Source organism: Maribellus comscasis (assembly GCF_009762775.1).
GTDB classification, from domain to species: domain Bacteria; phylum Bacteroidota; class Bacteroidia; order Bacteroidales; family Prolixibacteraceae; genus Draconibacterium; species Draconibacterium comscasis.
The window spans coordinates 486,327-502,999 of the sequence record NZ_CP046401.1 but is presented as its reverse complement, the minus strand read 5'-3'; the positions used below and the strand labels follow the sequence as shown (position 1 = coordinate 502,999).

General features: G+C 39.6%; 15 protein-coding genes. 8 read left to right on the top strand and 7 right to left on the bottom strand.

Annotation, left to right across the window (positions count from 1 at the left end; translation table 11 throughout):
* Positions 1 to 175: 175 nt before the first annotated feature.
* The 4 genes from GM418_RS02145 to GM418_RS02130 all read left to right on the top strand — a co-directional run bounded on the left by GM418_RS02145 (position 176) and on the right by GM418_RS02130 (position 3,309).
* On the top strand, positions 176 to 1,018 hold the full coding sequence (locus GM418_RS02145; protein ID WP_217447686.1) for an aldo/keto reductase: 843 nt from the start codon (positions 176 to 178) through the stop codon (positions 1,016 to 1,018).
* 199 nt (positions 1,019 to 1,217) lie between these two features.
* A complete protein-coding gene (locus tag GM418_RS02140) occupies positions 1,218 to 1,619 on the top strand; it encodes a cupin domain-containing protein (RefSeq protein WP_158862686.1) in 402 nt (133 codons plus the stop codon).
* A gap of 387 nt (positions 1,620 to 2,006) precedes the next feature.
* On the top strand, positions 2,007 to 2,234 hold the full coding sequence (locus GM418_RS02135; RefSeq protein WP_158862684.1) for a tautomerase family protein: 228 nt from the start codon (positions 2,007 to 2,009) through the stop codon (positions 2,232 to 2,234).
* 415 nt (positions 2,235 to 2,649) lie between these two features.
* Positions 2,650 to 3,309 carry an SDR family oxidoreductase gene (locus tag GM418_RS02130; RefSeq protein WP_158862682.1) on the top strand — a complete coding sequence of 220 codons (660 nt, stop codon included), beginning with the start codon at positions 2,650 to 2,652 and terminating at the stop codon, positions 3,307 to 3,309.
* Between the two features lie 306 nt (positions 3,310 to 3,615).
* On the opposite strand, the gene GM418_RS02125 is transcribed toward GM418_RS02130, so the two are convergent.
* The 3 genes from GM418_RS02125 to GM418_RS02115 are packed head-to-tail and all read right to left on the bottom strand — an operon-like array spanning position 3,616 to position 6,001.
* The gene (locus GM418_RS02125; protein ID WP_158862680.1) at positions 3,616 to 4,563 is read right to left on the bottom strand and encodes an aldo/keto reductase; all 948 of its coding nucleotides are present in this window, start codon (positions 4,561 to 4,563) and stop codon (positions 3,616 to 3,618) included.
* A gap of 12 nt (positions 4,564 to 4,575) precedes the next feature.
* Entirely contained in the window at positions 4,576 to 5,631 is a 1,056-nt protein-coding gene (locus tag GM418_RS02120; protein ID WP_158862678.1) for an SDR family oxidoreductase, read from the bottom strand.
* Positions 5,624 to 6,001 (bottom strand): DoxX family membrane protein, encoded by a 378-nt coding sequence (locus tag GM418_RS02115; RefSeq protein WP_158862676.1) that lies wholly within the window; start codon positions 5,999 to 6,001, stop codon positions 5,624 to 5,626. Before GM418_RS02115 ends, GM418_RS02120 begins: the two co-directional genes overlap by 8 nt.
* 85 nt (positions 6,002 to 6,086) lie before the next feature.
* Between GM418_RS02115 and GM418_RS02110 the strand changes: the two genes are divergently transcribed.
* Complete coding sequence (locus GM418_RS02110) at positions 6,087 to 6,926, top strand: AraC family transcriptional regulator (protein WP_158862674.1); 840 nt, start codon at positions 6,087 to 6,089, stop codon at positions 6,924 to 6,926.
* Between the two features lie 1,478 nt (positions 6,927 to 8,404).
* Here the strand turns inward: GM418_RS02110 and GM418_RS02105 are convergent.
* Together GM418_RS02105 and GM418_RS02100 are read right to left on the bottom strand one after the other, a co-directional pair.
* Positions 8,405 to 9,199, bottom strand: a complete 795-nt coding sequence (locus tag GM418_RS02105) for a T9SS type A sorting domain-containing protein (protein ID WP_158862672.1) — start codon at positions 9,197 to 9,199, stop codon at positions 8,405 to 8,407.
* A 598-nt stretch (positions 9,200 to 9,797) separates the two neighbouring features.
* Positions 9,798 to 10,157, bottom strand: coding sequence for a DUF2200 domain-containing protein (locus GM418_RS02100; RefSeq protein ID WP_246222809.1), 360 nt, complete (start codon positions 10,155 to 10,157; stop codon positions 9,798 to 9,800).
* Positions 10,158 to 10,289: 132 nt separating this feature from the next.
* Between GM418_RS02100 and GM418_RS31435 the strand changes: the two genes are divergently transcribed.
* Complete coding sequence (locus GM418_RS31435) at positions 10,290 to 10,670, top strand: AbrB/MazE/SpoVT family DNA-binding domain-containing protein (protein WP_217447685.1); 381 nt, start codon at positions 10,290 to 10,292, stop codon at positions 10,668 to 10,670.
* A gap of 462 nt (positions 10,671 to 11,132) precedes the next feature.
* On the opposite strand, the gene GM418_RS02090 is transcribed toward GM418_RS31435, so the two are convergent.
* Both GM418_RS02090 and GM418_RS32015 read right to left on the bottom strand, forming a co-directional pair.
* Complete coding sequence (locus GM418_RS02090) at positions 11,133 to 11,324, bottom strand: hypothetical protein (protein ID WP_217447684.1); 192 nt, start codon at positions 11,322 to 11,324, stop codon at positions 11,133 to 11,135.
* 151 nt (positions 11,325 to 11,475) lie between these two features.
* Positions 11,476 to 11,601, bottom strand: coding sequence for a hypothetical protein (locus tag GM418_RS32015; protein ID WP_425482368.1), 126 nt, complete (start codon positions 11,599 to 11,601; stop codon positions 11,476 to 11,478).
* A gap of 492 nt (positions 11,602 to 12,093) precedes the next feature.
* Here GM418_RS32015 and GM418_RS02085 point away from each other — a divergent pair, with 492 nt between their 5' ends.
* The gene (locus GM418_RS02085) at positions 12,094 to 13,167 is read left to right on the top strand and encodes an amidohydrolase family protein (protein WP_246222808.1); all 1,074 of its coding nucleotides are present in this window, start codon (positions 12,094 to 12,096) and stop codon (positions 13,165 to 13,167) included.
* Positions 13,168 to 13,744: 577 nt separating this feature from the next.
* Positions 13,745 to 16,645 (top strand): HzsA-related protein, encoded by a 2,901-nt coding sequence (locus GM418_RS02080; protein ID WP_158862666.1) that lies wholly within the window; start codon positions 13,745 to 13,747, stop codon positions 16,643 to 16,645.
* Positions 16,646 to 16,673: the final 28 nt, after the last annotated feature.

Below are 16,673 nucleotides of genomic sequence, written 5' to 3'. Positions count from 1 at the left end.
TTGATAATATTTACCCTCTCAACACTTCTTCACTGTACTGTTGTATCGTTGGTTTTGCAATCGTGTTTGCCGATGAAAATGATAAAATAAAGTGCAACTGCTACGAAGTTGTTGAATTAAAATAGTAAAAGATTACAGGAGATAAAAATGATGATTTTAGAAGAAAAATATACCATTGCTAAATGGAGTTGAGATTCCAAAACTGGGACTCGGAACCTGGTTTATTCGTGATGAAAATGCAGCTCAGGCGGTAAAAGATGCCGTGGAAATGGGTTACTGGCATATCGATTCAGCTCAGGCCTATCAAAATGAGCGCGGAGTAGGAGAGGGAATCCGGACTTGTGGTGTGAAACGCGAAGAGTTGTTTGTAACCACAAAATTAGCGGCTGAGGTAAAATCGTACGACAAGGCAGTAGCGTCTATCAACATTTCACTAAAAACACTGGGGCTGGATTACATTGATATGATGATTATTCACAGTCCGAAACCGTGGATGGAATTTCACGAAAATGATTCCTATTCTGATGGAAACCGTCAGGCTTGGAAAGCGCTGGAAGAAGCATACAAAGCCGGAAAGATTCGCGCTATTGGTGTTTCCAATTTTCAAAAAGCCGATATCGAAAATATTCTGGAGGTTTGTACCGTAAAACCAATGGTGAACCAGATTCTGGCACACATTAGCAACACGCCCAACGGGTTGATTGAATATTGTAAGGAGAACGATGTTCTCGTAGAAGCTTATTCTCCAATCGTACACGGAGAGTTGATGAAAAACCGGGAAGTGAAAAAGATAGCTAAGAAATACGGAGCTTCTGTTCCTCAACTTGGAATCCGTTACTGCCTGGAACTGGATCTTCTTCCTTTGCCAAAAACAGCAAATCCCGCGCATATGAAAAATAATGCGGACGTTGATTTTGTCATTTCAGCAGAAGATATGGAATTTCTGAAAAATGTGGAACAAATTGAGAACTATGGCGAAGCCAGTATGTTTCCTGTTTACGGAGGGAAGTTGAAATAACTGTCGCAGGATGTGAGATGTGAGTTCAGAGTTTCGAGTTCAGAGTTCAAAGTTCAGAGTTTTGAGATACGAGGAAATCTGATTTCGTTATTTTGTACTTTACATCATCCTGAACTTGTTTCAGGATCTTTCAAAATGTCTTGAATCTTTGCTCTTGAATCTTTATTCTTAAAAATTAACCAATAAATAGATAAAAAAAATGAGTGAGTTTAAACAAATATTTCCCTTGGGAGAAAAAAATGAGGCCTACGCACAGTACTTTACAGGGCAGAGTTATTTAGCCGTTTTAACCTTGGAAGGGGCTCCGGCTTTTAACGTGACTTTTGAACCGGGCTGTCGCAACAACTGGTACATTCATCACAAAGGCGGTCAGATTCTTTTTTGTACGGCCGGAACAGGCTGGTACCAGGAAGAAGGGAAGCCGGCCCGTTTATTAAATCCCGGCGATGTGGTAAATATTCCTGCAGGAGTAAAACACTGGCACGGAGCCACTAAAGACAGCTGGTTTGCACATATCGCGCTTTCTGTGCCTGCAGAAGGTGCCACAAACGAGTGGCTGGAGGCGGTCAGCGACGAAGAATTCAGTAAATTGGAAGCGTAATCTGTAAAATTCAGACTTCGATTCCGCTCAGTCTGACAGTCAAAGTGAGCAGTGTAACAGTCACAATGAGTGGCCTGACAGTCACAGAAAGCAGTGTAACAGTCACAAAGAGCAGCCTGACAGTCACAGAAAGCAGTGTAGTAGTCAAAATGAGCAGTTCAACAGTCACAATGAAGCTGGCTTGATAATCACAGTGAGTAGTCTGGCAGTCATAATGAGTGGGCTGGTAATCACGGTGAGCAGTCTGACAGTCACAATGGAGCTGCCTGGTAATCACAGCGAGTAGTGTGACAGTTACAGTGTGCGGGCTAGTAGTCACAGTGAGCGGAGTCGAACTGTGAACAGACATAAATAATTTAACCAATTCATATTTACAAAAGAAGAAATATGCCACATATTCAAATTAAACTGTTTAAAGGGAAAACCGAAGAGGAGAAACAACAACTCGCCACCGAACTAATGAAAGCTGCGCAGAAAGTTCTTGGTTTGGAAGATAAATCGTATTCGGTTGCGATTGAAGATTTTTTGCCGGAAGAGTGGAAGGGTGAAGTTTACGAAAAGGAAATCATGGCGAGGGAAGACCTGCTTTATAAAAAGCCGGGGTATAAGATGTAGGAAGGCTGTGGGCTTTGAGCCACGAGTTCAGAGTTCAAAGTAGAGAGTTCAGAGTTTTGGGTTCTGAGTTCAGAGTTCAAAGATGCGAGTTACAGGTTTTGAGATAGGAGAAAAAAATCTGATTTTGTCATTTTGTACTTTACGTCATCCTGAACTTGTTTCAGGATCTTTCAAAACACAAACAGCTGCTGAACTAAATTTAGCAAGACGATCTTTTGAAATGTCTTGGATCTTGGATCTTAGTTCTAACATCTTGATTCCTGACTTCATGCCTTAGGTCATGCTGAACTTGTTTCAGGATCTTTCAAAATAGAATCAGTTACTGAACTAAATTCAGCAATACGATTTTTTGAAATGTTTTGGATCTTAGTTCTTTGCTCTTTGCTCTTGAATCTAATAAATTAAATAACAAAATATGAAAGTACTAATTATAGGAGCACACGGGAAAATAGGGAAACTTACAACGGAAAAAATGAAAGCATCGGCGCAGTTTTCTCCCACCGCATTTATTCGAAAAGAAGAACAACGCGCTTTTTTTGAAGCAATGGACGTACCGGTTTGTGTAGCCAGTCTGGAAAGCAGTGTGGACGAAATCGCGCAAACAATAAAAGGCTTTGATGCCGTTGTGTTTACTGCCGGTTCCGGTGGCAAAACCGGGTTTGATAAAACCCTGGAAATTGACCTCGACGGTGCCGTAAAAAGTATGCTTGCCGCCGAACAAGCCGGAGTAAAACGGTATGTAATGGTGAGTGCCTGTTTTGCCGACGACCGTTCCAAATGGGAAGCTTCGGGAATTAAACCGTATTACATTGCCAAACATTTTGCCGACAGGGAATTGCAGCGAACCAATCTGGATTATACCATTTTGCGCCCGGTGCGCCTGACCGATGAGGCTGGAAGTGAAACAGTGACCATAAAACCAACACCCGAAGGAGTGCAAAGCGAAATTTCACGCGAGGATGTGGCAACTTCAATTCTGGAAGTGCTGAACCACCCGGAAACCATTGGCAAAATTATGGTGATGAGTGCCGGCGTAACACCCGTAAAAGAAGCTGTTTTATCAGTGTGGAGTTGATGTGATATTCCTTTGGGAAAATTTTTATAAAATAAACAACCACCTCCCCTTCGCATACTCAGGTACGCCTCCTGGCAGGAGGAGAAACATTCATAAAATATAAAATTGGGATTACAGAAAAATTATTGAAGCGCCAATTTCCCCTCCTCCAAGGAGGGGTGTTTCGAGCACTCGAAACGGGGTGGTAAAATAAAGACAGGAATTTTATAGAATAGTAATAAAATAATAATAGCCACGGGTTTCGCCCGTGGCTATTCGATAACGAAAAGAAGAACCCGGAAACAGGTTCAACTTTGTTCCACATTCTTAACTTTTACTTACCTTTTCCAATAAGGATAAATCTTCTGCATCCAGCTGTAATTCCGGAGCTGAAAACAATGTTTTTAACTGATTCTCGCTTGTGGCACTTACAATCGGAGCCGTTACCAAGGGATTGGCCAGCAACCATGCCAATGAAACAGTAGCCGGGTGACTGCCGTGTTTTTTAGCTACTTCATCCAGGGCTTTTAAAATGGCTTTTCCTCTGTCGTCGAAATGTTGTTTTATTCCGGCACCACGCGGACTTTTATCAAAATCAGCTTCGGTTTTATATTTCCCGGTTAAAAATCCGGCTTCCAGCGACCAATACGTGAAAACGCTCCAGTTGAATTTTTCTGCTAACGGAGCATATTGTTTTTCAAATTTGTCGCGAATCAATAAATTGTAGTGCGGCTGAAGTGCAACATATTTTGGGAAGTTGTTTTTTTCTGCCACTTCCATCGATGCCAGCAATCGTTCCGGCGAAACATTCGAAGCTGCGATATAACGAACTTTTCCTGCTTTTACGATTTCGTTATACGCTTCCATGGTTTCTTCCACCGGTGTTTTTTCATCATCAAAATGCGTGTAGTACAAATCAATGTAATCGGTTTGTAAACGCGCCAGCGACTCGTCCACCGATTTCAAAATATGTTTTTTACTGCTGTCAACACCATGTTCTTTGGTTTCCGAACCAACTTTGGTAGCAATTACCAAATCGCTACGGTTGCCTTTGGCTTTCATCCAGTTGCCGATAATAGTTTCCGATTGTCCGCCGGTACCGTTCACCCACCATGAATAGGTGTTGGCCGTATCAATAAAATTAAAACCTCCGCCAACAAATTTATCCAGTATATCAAACGATTGTTTTTCGTCTAAAGTCCATCCAAATACATTTCCTCCAAAATTGATTGGAGCAACCTCTAAATCGGTATTTTTAATTGTTACTTTTTTCATATCTATCTATTTTTAAGGTATTATTTTTTTGTCTTTTAATGTCTGAAAAGTATTGATGATGTATTCAATACTGTCTGTTTGCATTTTATGAAACCCAAATCTGCGGGCTTTGTTTACATCCAAAATCGCATCGTATTCCACATTAAAAATAAAATCGCCAAAACCCCATTGTACCAGGTTGTTCAGACTGTTTTTTTGCAAACCGTATTTTTCAACAATTCCGTTCCAAAGCGCTGTTTTTCCCGGCATGTATTCCTGTAGCGAAAATGTTTGCGGCCCGGCCACTTCCATATCGAAAAAATCGGCAATTTTCTCAAATGCCTGATACCAGCGGAAAATATCGCCGTTGGTTATATTAAAGATTTCATTTTTTGTGTTTTCGTTTGTCGCGGCCCATTCCAGGCCTTGGTTCAGCACATCGGTGCCGGTTACGTTTACCAAAACTTTGTACGCTTTTGGCGATCCCGGAAAGCGTAGCGGCAAACCTTCTTCTTTACACAGCGTGGCATAAACCGCTATCAGGTTCGATAAATTCATCGGGTTTCCAATGGTGTAGCCAATTACAATATCCGGGCGAATGGCTGTCCAGCTCCAGTTTTTGTTTTGCGATTCCGAGCGAAGAAAATCTTCCTGGTTGTAATAAAAATTGGGTGTTATACTTCGCGGGTCAGTTTCTTTTGCCGGCGTTTTGTAAATGCCCAAATGCGCCCCGTAAGCTTTTCCTCCCTGAATAAAAACCACATGTTCCAAAGGAGCCTGAATCGCTTCCAAACCTAAAATTAAATTCTCAATCAAAGCCTGGTTGGCTTCCACCTGTTCATACGGGTTTTGTCGTTCGGTGTAGGCAGCAAAAAATACATGACTGACGTTTTTCAGCAGCTCTTTTTGTTTCTTCACCGCTTCCGAATCTGACAAATCCAGCGAAACATACTGTGCTTTTGTATCGTATTTGAGCGGCGTTTTCGATGTTACAATTACCTCCCAGTCGTCGCTTCCCGACAAATAACGAGAAAGGTTTCGTCCAACAATTCCGTTTCCGCCCGCTATAAGTGCTACTTTTTTATTCATGTTTTTGTGTTTTTATTTCGGAATACCAAAGCAGTCCGAACAAATAAATCGCATGTACCAACTGGGTTTGAATGGCTCCCCAGTTTTCCACCGAAGCACTTCCCAAAATAAGAATGCTCATGAGTGTTAAACCCGCATAAAGCGAGTACTTTGTTTGGAAACCCAACAAAATCCAAAGTCCAATCAGAGCTTCAAAAAAAGGAAGAGCAAAACCAAATGTTTTGATGAATGCGCCGGGTAAAAACGATTTTTCCATCGATGTAGCCATCCATTCCGCAAAACCTTTTAGTTTTGGCATCCTTACCAAACCATGCCCCAACAGCGAAATTGCTATTGGCAAGCGAAGAAAAAAGTATGTGATTCTATTCATATTCCTGTAATATAAGGTACAAATTTATGAACTGAATTGCCGTTCTACTTGTACAATCATTGGAAATTATTGTACTATTGTTATTATGAAAGTAAGAACTTTACATCAGCCCCTGGAGCTGGACTTGCTGGAAGTGGAGCATTACGAGTCGAAAACGCAGGAGAATTTGTTTTTTGAAATGGTGTTTGTGCTGGAGGGAGAAGGTGTGCAGGTAATTAACGACCATAAATTGCCTTACGCCAAAGACAAATTGTTTCTGATTTTTCCGCAGGATAAACATTCGTTTGAAGTAAAAACACCCAGCAAATTCTTTTTTGTCCGTTTTAACGAGAGTTATTTAAAAACACAGGAAAAGGAGTGGATTCGCAAAATTGAGTATATTTTTCACAACCATAATCATTTGCCCGGCTGTATTCTGAAAACGATTACCGACAAGCCTTTGGTGCGCGCATTGGTGGAAGCTTTAATTCGCGAACAGGTAAATCAGCAACCGCAGCAACAGGAAGTGATTCGGCAAATTATTAATACGCTCATTATTATTTCAGGCCGGAATCTTTTGTTGCAAAATCCGGTGAGCAACAGTAAGATTACCGATTCCAATGCCCTGCAACTCATGAACTATATTCACCAAAATATTTATAATCCGCGGATGTTAAAAGCCAAAGAACTGGCAAAACATTTTAATGTGTCGTTAACCTATGTAAGCGAATATTTTAAGAGTATTATCGGCGAAAGTTTGCAGAATTATATAATCGCCTACAAGTTGAAATTAATTGAAACCCGCCTGCAATATACCGACATTCATATTAACGAACTGGTGTATGAACTGGGATTTAGCGACGTCAGCCATCTAAACCGGATTTTTAAAAAATACAAAGGTGTGAGTCCTTCGGAATACCGAAAACAAGCCAGGGAAGCGAATTGATTGATTATTTATTAATGATTAATTGGCGAACCAACTCACAGCTTTTGGCTCTTGGCTTTTTCACCACCTCCCCCTCGCAAACTCGGGTTCTCCTCCCGCCAAGAGGAGAAATATTCGTGGAAATTATAATAATTGGATTATGGGGAACAAATTACTGCTCTGTGATTCAAACTTGACCTTTTTGGGGCTAAAGCCCCTGCTGATTCTGATTTTCAATAACCTCAGGCTTAAGCCTGAGGTTACTGGATATACTCGAGGCTACCGGGCTTTAGCCCAGGAATATACAACTCTGATTTTTCGATTTTAATCGTTTAATATTGAAAATATTCGGAGAACACGAATTTCCCATCCTTCGAGGAGGGGTGTTTCGAGCACTCGAAACGGGGTGGTGTTTACAGTTATTTGATTATTTATTAAGGATTATTGATTAACTGGCGACCAGCTCACGGCTCACCGCCCAAAGCTCACCGCTCTTGGCTTTTTCACCACCTGACTCGTCCTGACAGGAGGAGAAATATTCGTAGAATTTATGATAGTTGGATTATGGGGAACAAATTACAACTCTGTGATTAAGACTTGAACTTTTTGGGGCTAAAGCCCCTGCTGATTCTGATTTTCAATAACCTCAGGCTTAAGCCTGAGGTTACTGGATATACTCGAGGCTACCGGGCTTTAGCCCAGAAATATACAACTCTGATTTTTCGATTTTAATCGTTTACTATTGAAAATATTCGGAGAACACGAATTTCCCATCCTTCAAGGAGGGGTGTTTCGAGCATTCGAAACGGGGTGGTGTTTACAGTTATTTGATTATTTATTAAGGATTATTGATTAACTGGCGACCAGCTCACGGCTCACCGCCCAAAGCTCACCGCTCTTGGCTTTTTCACCACCTGACTCGTCCTGACAGGAGGAGAAATATTCGTAGAATTTATGATAGTTGGATTATGGGGAACAAATTACTACTCTGTGGTTAATGACCTTTTTGGGGCTAAAGCCCCTGCTTATTCTGATTTTCAATAACCTCAGGCTTAAGCCTGAGGTTATTAGATATACTCCAAGCTACCGGGCTTTAGCCCAGAAATATACAACTCTGATTTTTCGATTTTAATCGTTTAATATTGAAAATATATTATCGAAGCACGAATTTCCTATCCTTCGAGGAGGGGTGTTTCGAGTATTCGAAACGGGGTGGTGTTTACTGCAAATTGATTATTTATTAAGGATTATTGATTAATTGGCGAAGCAACAAAATCTCTCTTGATGAAATGCTCCTCAACTATCTAAAACACTTCGTACAAATAATCTTCGGGCGTTACAGTCGTTTCTTTGTGATTGGAACAGGAAATTGTGAAAATAAAAATGATGGGCATAAATAGGTATCTTATATTTCTGGTTCGGGATGTGATGGGCGTATAGTGAGACAGTTGTTATGGCGTAGGTAAAATCCGCCATGTTGTAACGTTTTGTGCATCAAATTATTTAATAATTAACTTTTTTGATTTTTCAGGGGTGCAAATGTAATAAATACCCTTAGCCAATTTGAGATTGAAATGTTCGGTATTTGAATTTGCGATTTTTTTTGCAACTAAATTACCATTTGAACTATAAACAGATATAAGCTGACCTTTTACTCCTGAGATAGAAAAGTCTCCATTTGATGGATTAGGGTATATTGATATTGAAGAAAGGCTAAAATCTATAGCCGAAGTTGCAGACGTCATCTTGTCTGTTATTATGATTTCTTGAACACCAAAAACGTAATTGCCGCAATCATCTGTTGATTCCCATGTTCGATTAATGATAAAATTATTGTCATCAATAAAATCTAAAATAACCTCGAAGAACGCTGTAGCGACTAGTCCACAATTATCGGTTGCTCTTATTGCTAACGGTATTGGTGGTATCTGTTCCGGGTTTGTCACAACAGTGTCTCTGGGGATTTCAGGTAGTACAGGAGCAATAGTGTCATTCACTATAACTATTTGTTTAACCGATGCGGTGTTTCCAGAATTGTCGGTAGCAGTCCAGATTCGATTAACAAATAATTGGTTTCTACATATTGAATCTGTTATTGTTTCTGTATAATCTATAGGAATAGAAGTCCCGTTATCTGACGCAGTGATTGCAGGTGGAGAAGGGACTAATACCATACAACTTACAATAGTGTCATTTGGGATGGTATTAAATTCAGGAGGGATTGTGTCTTGTTGTGAATGAGCACTAAAAGAAAAAGTTATCAAAAGAACCAGAAAAATGTACTTGTGTTTCATGTTTCGTTATGTAAAGGGTATTAGTAATTATTATAACAATTAAAGTCATGCATTTGACCTTTTTATTTTATTATTTTTCATATTATAATTTGATATTTTATCATTCTTAATTCTCCTAGTTTATTAAATTGAAATGTTTGACATCAAATCATAAGCTTGACTTTCAAATTTTCATAAAGATATGGCCCTGGTAGAGTCAAATAACTAATTTTTACCAAAGTCCTTACTTTTTAATTGTGTTTGCGAAATAGCCCTTGTCATTTTTGTTTGGTTCAGTTTTAGTATTTGGTATTAAACGTTTTATCTTCCGAATGCGGTTTATAAATGTAGCAAGCATTTGTTTAATAAACAAGTGCTTTTTATTATTAGGTATCAAACCTTCGAGAGAAGAATGGAGTTTCCAGCATTTCCTGAAATTAAAGGCGTTTTTTCATAAAAGCCAAATCACAAATGTCAAAACTCAAATCAATTTCAATGAGAGAATATTCAAATAACAAACGTGTCCATCAAAAGGAGTATCCCGGGTTTGTTTTTTGAAAGTTTGGTATTGCTTATTATTTGATATTTGAGTTTTGAATTTTGGTGCTTACAAACCTGTTTAACCGGCTCGGAGAATTTTTTCCATTTTTCGTCCTTTGGCCAGTTCATCCACCAATTTATCTAAATACCGCACTTGCTGCGTTAAAGGATTTTCGATGTTTTCCACGCGATAACCACAGATTACTCCCGTAATGAGCGGGGCATTTTTATTTAATTTCGCCTGCTGAAAAAATTGATCAAAAGTTACCCCGGCATTGATAAGTTGTTGCAGTTGTTTATCATCAAAGCCTGTTAACCATTCAATTACTTCATGTAATTCTTCTTTTGTCCGTCCTTTCTTTTCCACTTTTTCGAGATAGAGTGGATACACCGATGCAAAAGTCATTTTTGCAATACGCTCATCTTGTTTGTTTCCCATGGTCATTTTATTTGTAGCAATATCGGAAATATTTTTATTGACTGAAAGCGGATGAGGTTATTTGGAAGAGCTTCGAGCTGTGAGCCATAAGCTTCGAGTCGAGAGCTTTGAGCTTGGTCGGTGCTTCGATTAATGAATCGTCTAATAAATATGATGTTTATAAACGAGGCAAGTTACAGCAACAAAACTCAGTTCAATCATTTGTCTTATCTTTTTATCTTTAAGAAAAGTTATAACTATGTAATTGCAAAACAAAAGATTGTCGTTATGGAGGTTTCAGTAATAAAAATAGGAAATTCGAAAGGAATCAGGCTGAGTAAGACTTTGTTGGAAAGATACAAGATTAAAGATTCAGTTGAGCTGATAATGGAAAAAGGACAAATTATCCTAAAACCCATTACAAAACCCCGGAAAGGCTGGGATAAGGCTTTTGCAGCAATGGCGAAGAATGGCGATGACGATTTATTGATTGACGACGTTTTTGATGATGAAGACCTTGAAGAATGGAAATAGAACAATATCAAATCGTACTTGTCAACCTTACCTCGACAATTGGCAGCGAAATTAAAAAAACGAATTGTTAAAGTTTTTGAAAGACTAAACGATAGGAGATTCAGGAATTAAAAGCTGTATTAAAAGAGACTTTTGTAGATTGAGGAGACAAGAAGCGGATTTCTTACTCGTAACCTGTAGCTATTTGTAAATTTTGAATTTACACCTTGGATAGCTTATACTTTGGAGGTCTTGAAAAAATTACAAATCACAATCGTCAAAACTCAAATAAATTTCAAATTGGAAATATTCAAGATGCAAACTTTTTCCATTTAACTGTGCATTCCCGGGTTTGCTTTTTTAAGAGTTTGGTATTGTTTATTATTTGATATTTGGGTTTTGAATTTTGGTGCTTATAAATGATGGGTTTTAGTTTTTATAAAAGCTTTTATTGCTAAAAAGTATAATAATTGGGCAGCTAAATTACTCTGATTTGGTAATCAATCTTTTTCTCATCCAGCTTAAAAATTCCGGTTTTATTCCCAGATACCAGGCAATGTGATACAACGGAACACGTTGAAATAAATCGGGGCAGGTTTCCAGCAATTTGAGATAACGCATTTCCGGATTTAGCTTTTTGAAATCGTCGAGCGAAATTTGTTTTGTCGTTAACAAGGCGCTGCTCATTTGCAAAACCATCTACTCCAGTCGGGGGATTTTACGGAGCAATTCTTTATTTTTCTCTTCGTCGCCCAAGGCAATGTAGGTATCTTACAAACACGACAAATAATATTCCGACGGTTCTTTCGTAAAATAACTTATCGGATTAATACTTTGATTTTGGGTATAAAACTCGCTTGTTTTTTTCCTCTCCATCCGACAAATAATAGGAGTGAACGCAGCCTTGTAGTACAAAATAACATTCGGTAGCATATTCTCCTTCTGCCAGCAAAACATCATTTTTGTATATCTAACGTTTCTTTGCTACACAATTGCCTTCCGTAAAAGTTAAAGAGATTTGTTTTTTCCTGTCTTAAATGAAGACAGTTGTAATTTTCATTTTGGGTTTTCTGGCTTTCATAACTTAAGTTAAAGAGAAAAAAACTGCACACCTTAATTTTACAATCGATAAATAAAAATAATTAATAACATAATTATGATTACTCGTTTATTGGTATTGCAGGTATTTTTTTGGGTTGTAACCAGGTGCGTTTACTGACGCCGTTTTGGAAAACTCACCCTGATCCTGGATGTTCGGGGTGAGTTTTTTTAACATAGCCGACAAGTCATATTTTGACAATTGCTTATGATGAATTAATCGTATTTGCGGTATAAAACAGATAGTCAAAGTTAAATGTGCCAATCGAAATAATCATTCAAATCCAAGTTATTGTTTTAAGTAAAAATAAATTTATATATTATCCTCGCCAATTAAATAAACCCAATGATGATGAAAGTTCAGAAATTACTATTCCCCTTTGTTTTTGCTGTTTTATTTTGTTCGTGTGAAAGTGATTATTATTCCATGGACGATTTTTCCAAAGTTGAAAAAATAGACGCGCATTATCACATTTATACCGACAAGAATAATTCTTTGGAACAAGCCCGGAAAGATAATTTTAAATTTTTTGACATTAATGTATATCTCGGCGATTGCGGGGAAATTGTTGAAGTACACCATAATCTGAAACAGTTGGCTACTGAAAATCCGGACGAGGTGGCTTTTTCTACAGCATTTTGTTTGGATGGCTGGGACGACTCGGCGTGGGTGGATAACACCATTGCATGGATTGACCAGTGTGTGGCCGATGGTGCCAATTCAGTAAAAGTGTGGAAAAATATCGGGATGGAATTCAGAAATAAAGACAGCGTGTTGATTATGATTGACGACCCACAGTTTGACCCTATTTTTAAACACATGACAGAAAATAATATTCCGCTTATCGGGCATTTGGGCGAACCTAAAAACTGCTGGTTGCCATTAGACGAAATGACCACAAAAAATGACAGTAGTTATTTTGCACGGCATCCGGAATATCACATGTATCAGCATCCGGAATTTCCTTCGTATGAAGAACAAATTGCAGCCCGTGACCGGATGTTGGAGAAAAATCCGAATCTGACTTTTATTGGCTGTCATTTTGCTAGTATTGAGTGGAGTGTGGATGAGCTTGCTAAATTTTTTGATCGTTTCCCTAACGCAGCTGTTGACATGGCTGCAAGGATGGGACAAACATTTTACCAGTCGAAAGAGGACCGTGAGAAAGTGCGCAACTTTTTTATTAAATACCAGGACCGGTTTATTTACGGAACCGATAACAGTGACCATGGAACCAACAAGGAATCGCTGCAAAAAAGTTTGCACGAAAAATGGTTGCGTGATTGGGAATACCTGACAACGGACAATGAAATGCAAAGCACTCTGATTAACGGCAGTTTTCAGGGGCTGAAACTTCCGAAAGAAGTAGTAAACAAAATCTATTTGGGAAACTACAGAAAGTGGTACAAAAGTCTTTAAGCGTTACTCATTTTTATCGCTAAGCGCTTCCTATTTTTCTGAAATATTGGTTTCTCCTTCAAATTCTTTTTCGTTAAAATAAAAAAGTATACTCTACATATTTTCAGCTGGGAGAAAGGTATGATTCCTTTTGGAACAATGTAATTTCTCTTTGGAATAGCAATGATTCCATCACACAGAATCATTTTGCTGCAATGCCTGAAAGATAATTCTCCGGAACACGACAAATAGTGACCTGGCGAAGTCAATTAATCAATTTCAAAAAGATTACGATTTATATAGCGGTTTTTTTGGTGAAGTTTCCATTGGTTACGCGTTTTAAAGGCGATTTAAAAATGCGTAGAAGTAAAACAGGAGCTGAAATAATTGAGCTCCTGTTTTTTTGTATAAAAAATTAACTGTTGGTTCGCTCAGGGTCATTATTTAAGAACGTGTCCGGATTTCAAAAATGCTGAACGAACTAATAAGCAAAAAGTCACATCTTTTTCGCCCCAATTTGTTCTGAACGAATGTGGAGTACCAAGCGCTGATTATTCGAATTATTTGGTATTTTTAGGATTCCAAATAAACCTAAATTATGACCACGTCGATTTCCAGCAAAAGAATATTCTTTTTGGCATTGATTGTTATTTTTATTTCCTGTAACTCACGGGAGAATCAACAATCACAGGAAGACTGGATAAGCTACCTGTCTGCATTGCCAAAAATTGAAAATACACAAGACCCGCAGAGTGAAGTTCAAAAATTATTCGATGATTTTCAGCAGAAATACCGCTGGGAAAGTTTTTATCTTTTAAATAATCAGGAGTTTGCCAACTGGGTTAATAGCGAAACCCGGGAGCAGTTGGCCGACAGTTTATTATTTAAACATCAAAAAGCACTGGGTGATTTTGCTGTGGTTTTTCAGGAAAAAATCAAAAAATCTGCGTCGCTTGCTTCGCTTGAGCAGAAATTGGAACTTGTTGAGGATGTGGTGCGGTTTGGTCAAAATCTCAACTCTTTTGAAGCTATCGATTTTAATCCGCTGGAAGCAGCCATTTTAGATATTCAATCGAAGTTTTCCAAGGAATACAAGGGAAGTTTATTTTTGAATCAGTTGGACGAAATCAAAGGAGAATATGAAAACGTAAAGACGCAACTTTTAAATAAAACAGCATCCTGTAACGAGGAGCTGGCCGGTTTTGTTACTTCCTGGGAAGCGATAAAAAAGGAGGCTCTGTTATCCAATCCTTTGCTTACCCGGCAACCCCTTGTTTTTGTTACCCGGCGGCAGTATGCGCCCGATCATCATAATACCGCAACTCTTTTTCAAACCAACGAGATTAATACCAACAGTTTTGCTCCGGGCGGCGCATTAAAAGTTATCGACCTTAAAAACGGAGGGAAAGTAAAAATTTTGCTTGAAAGTAAAGAAGGTGTCATTCGCGATCCGGAAATAAGTTACGACGGGGAAAAAATACTTTTTTCCATGCGGAACAATATCGATGAGGATTACCATATTTATGAAGTGGATAGCGACGGAAGGAACCTGAAACAATTGACAAAGGCAGAAGGTGTGGCAGATGTCGATCCGCAATATTTACCCGATGGAAATATTGTTTTTTCATCCACACGCGAACCGAAATATTGTATGTGTAACGTCCATATTATGTGCAATCTTTTCCGCATGGAAGGCGATGGTGCCAATATTACGCAGTTGGGAAAAAGCTCGTTGTTTGAAGGACACAGCTCGGTTATGCCCGACGGACACATTTTATATGATCGCTGGGAATATGTTGACCGGAATTTTGGCGATGCGCAGGGCTTGTGGACCATGAACCCGGACGGAACCAACCAGGCTGTTTATTACGGGAACAACACAAATTCTCCGGGAGGTGTGATTGATGCGCGGCCTGTTCCCGGAACCGAAAAGGTGATTGCCATTTTGGGATCTTGCCACGATCGTCCCTGGGGAGCTCTTGGAATTATTGACCGGGAAAAAGGAATGGATGGTAAAAGTCCGGTTGAGCTCACCTGGCCTGCTTCGGCAGCAGAACTTATCGGTAAAGGGAATTACGATATGTTTAAGCAGGTTCGTCCTCTTTATGAAGATCCGTACCCTTTAAATGAGACCTACTTTTTATGTTCCAGAACGATGGGTTTGGGTGAACAGATGGGCTTGTTTCTTATCGATATTTTTGGGAATGAGCAGTTGATATACACCGAAGCTCCGGGTTGTTTTGATCCGCTTCCTTTAAAAAGTCGCGAAAAAGAATATGTGATTCAGGAGAAACGGGATTATAAATCGGGAGCAGGAACGTTTTATGTGCAGGATGTGTATCAGGGAACGCACATGCAGGGAGTAGAGCGGGGTGCCGTAAAATATTTACGTGTGATTGAGTCGGTGGAAAAACGAAGCTGGACAATTCCCGCCTGGAGTGGTCAGGGTGTTCACCGCCCGGCAATGAACTGGCACAGCTTTGAATGCAAACGAATTTTGGGAACGGTTCCGGTTGAAGCAGATGGCTCGGCTTATGTTGAAGTTCCGGCAGATAAATATGTTTACTTTCAATTGCTGGATGAAAACAAAATGATGATTCAGTCGATGCGAAGCGGAACCATGGTTCAATCCGGAGAAACATTGGGCTGCATTGGGTGTCATGAGGACCGAAGAATGGCACCGCCGTCATCGTCGGAGCAAGTGGCACAAGCCTTACAAGCACCGCCGCAAAAGTTAAACGGCTGGTATGGCGAAGCCCGTTCTTTTGGATTTGTAAAAGAGGTACAGCCCGTTTTGGATAAACATTGTGTAAAATGCCACGATTTTGGGAAAAAAGCCGGGGAAAAGTTAATTCTGGCTGGCGACAGGAATCCTTATTTTAATGCGGCTTACATCGATATGTATAAACAAAAGGAGATCAATCCGATTGGTGCCGGCCCGGCGGAAATCCAACCGGCATATTCCTGGGGGGCGCGTTCCAGCAACCTGATAAAGAAAATTCAAAAAGGTCATGCGGGAGTTCATCTTTCGGAGGAAGAGATGGATCGGTTAGTTACCTGGATTGATATTAATGCGGTTTACTACCCTGATTTTATCTCGGCTTATCCCGATAATCCGGCGGGCAGAAGCCCAATTTCTCAGGAAGATTTAAACCGGCTTGAGGAACTTACGCATGTTGACTTTGCTGCACAAGGCGGGCATTGGAGACCTTTACGGGCACAGATTACTTTTGAACGGCCGGAGTTGAGTCCCTGTTTGGAAAATATCGGGAATAAAAATTCAGAAGAATACAGCGAAGCCCTGGCCATTATTACGAAAGGAAAGAATCAGTTGCTGGCAACCCCGCGTTTGGATATGGAAGGTTTTGTCCCTTCAGAAACCGATAAAAAACGACTTGAGAAATATACTTACCGGCAGGAGGAAGAACAGAAAAACAGGGAAGCCATTTCGGAAGGAGAAAAACATTACGACCCAGAACTGACGGGGATGAAACTCTGAAAATTAGTTGAAGCCAAAATGTCGGAAT

What these genes read in the sequence shown, in the direction of transcription:
- GM418_RS02140 (WP_158862686.1), top strand. Translation starts at nt 1,218, where the DNA reads ATGAGTGAGTTTAAACAAATATTTCCCTTGGGAGAAAAAAATGAGGCC.
- GM418_RS02135 (WP_158862684.1), top strand. Translation starts at nt 2,007, where the DNA reads ATGCCACATATTCAAATTAAACTGTTTAAAGGGAAAACCGAAGAGGAG.
- GM418_RS02130 (WP_158862682.1), top strand. Translation starts at nt 2,650, where the DNA reads ATGAAAGTACTAATTATAGGAGCACACGGGAAAATAGGGAAACTTACA.
- GM418_RS02125 (WP_158862680.1), bottom strand. Translation starts at nt 4,563, where the DNA reads ATGAAAAAAGTAACAATTAAAAATACCGATTTAGAGGTTGCTCCAATC.
- GM418_RS02120 (WP_158862678.1), bottom strand. Translation starts at nt 5,631, where the DNA reads ATGAATAAAAAAGTAGCACTTATAGCGGGCGGAAACGGAATTGTTGGA.
- GM418_RS02115 (WP_158862676.1), bottom strand. Translation starts at nt 6,001, where the DNA reads ATGAATAGAATCACATACTTTTTTCTTCGCTTGCCAATAGCAATTTCG.
- GM418_RS02110 (WP_158862674.1), top strand. Translation starts at nt 6,087, where the DNA reads ATGAAAGTAAGAACTTTACATCAGCCCCTGGAGCTGGACTTGCTGGAA.
- GM418_RS02105 (WP_158862672.1), bottom strand. Translation starts at nt 9,199, where the DNA reads ATGAAACACAAGTACATTTTTCTGGTTCTTTTGATAACTTTTTCTTTT.
- GM418_RS02100 (WP_246222809.1), bottom strand. Translation starts at nt 10,157, where the DNA reads ATGGGAAACAAACAAGATGAGCGTATTGCAAAAATGACTTTTGCATCG.
- GM418_RS31435 (WP_217447685.1), top strand. Translation starts at nt 10,290, where the DNA reads ATGAATCGTCTAATAAATATGATGTTTATAAACGAGGCAAGTTACAGC.
- GM418_RS02085 (WP_246222808.1), top strand. Translation starts at nt 12,094, where the DNA reads ATGATGATGAAAGTTCAGAAATTACTATTCCCCTTTGTTTTTGCTGTT.
- GM418_RS02080 (WP_158862666.1), top strand. Translation starts at nt 13,745, where the DNA reads ATGACCACGTCGATTTCCAGCAAAAGAATATTCTTTTTGGCATTGATT.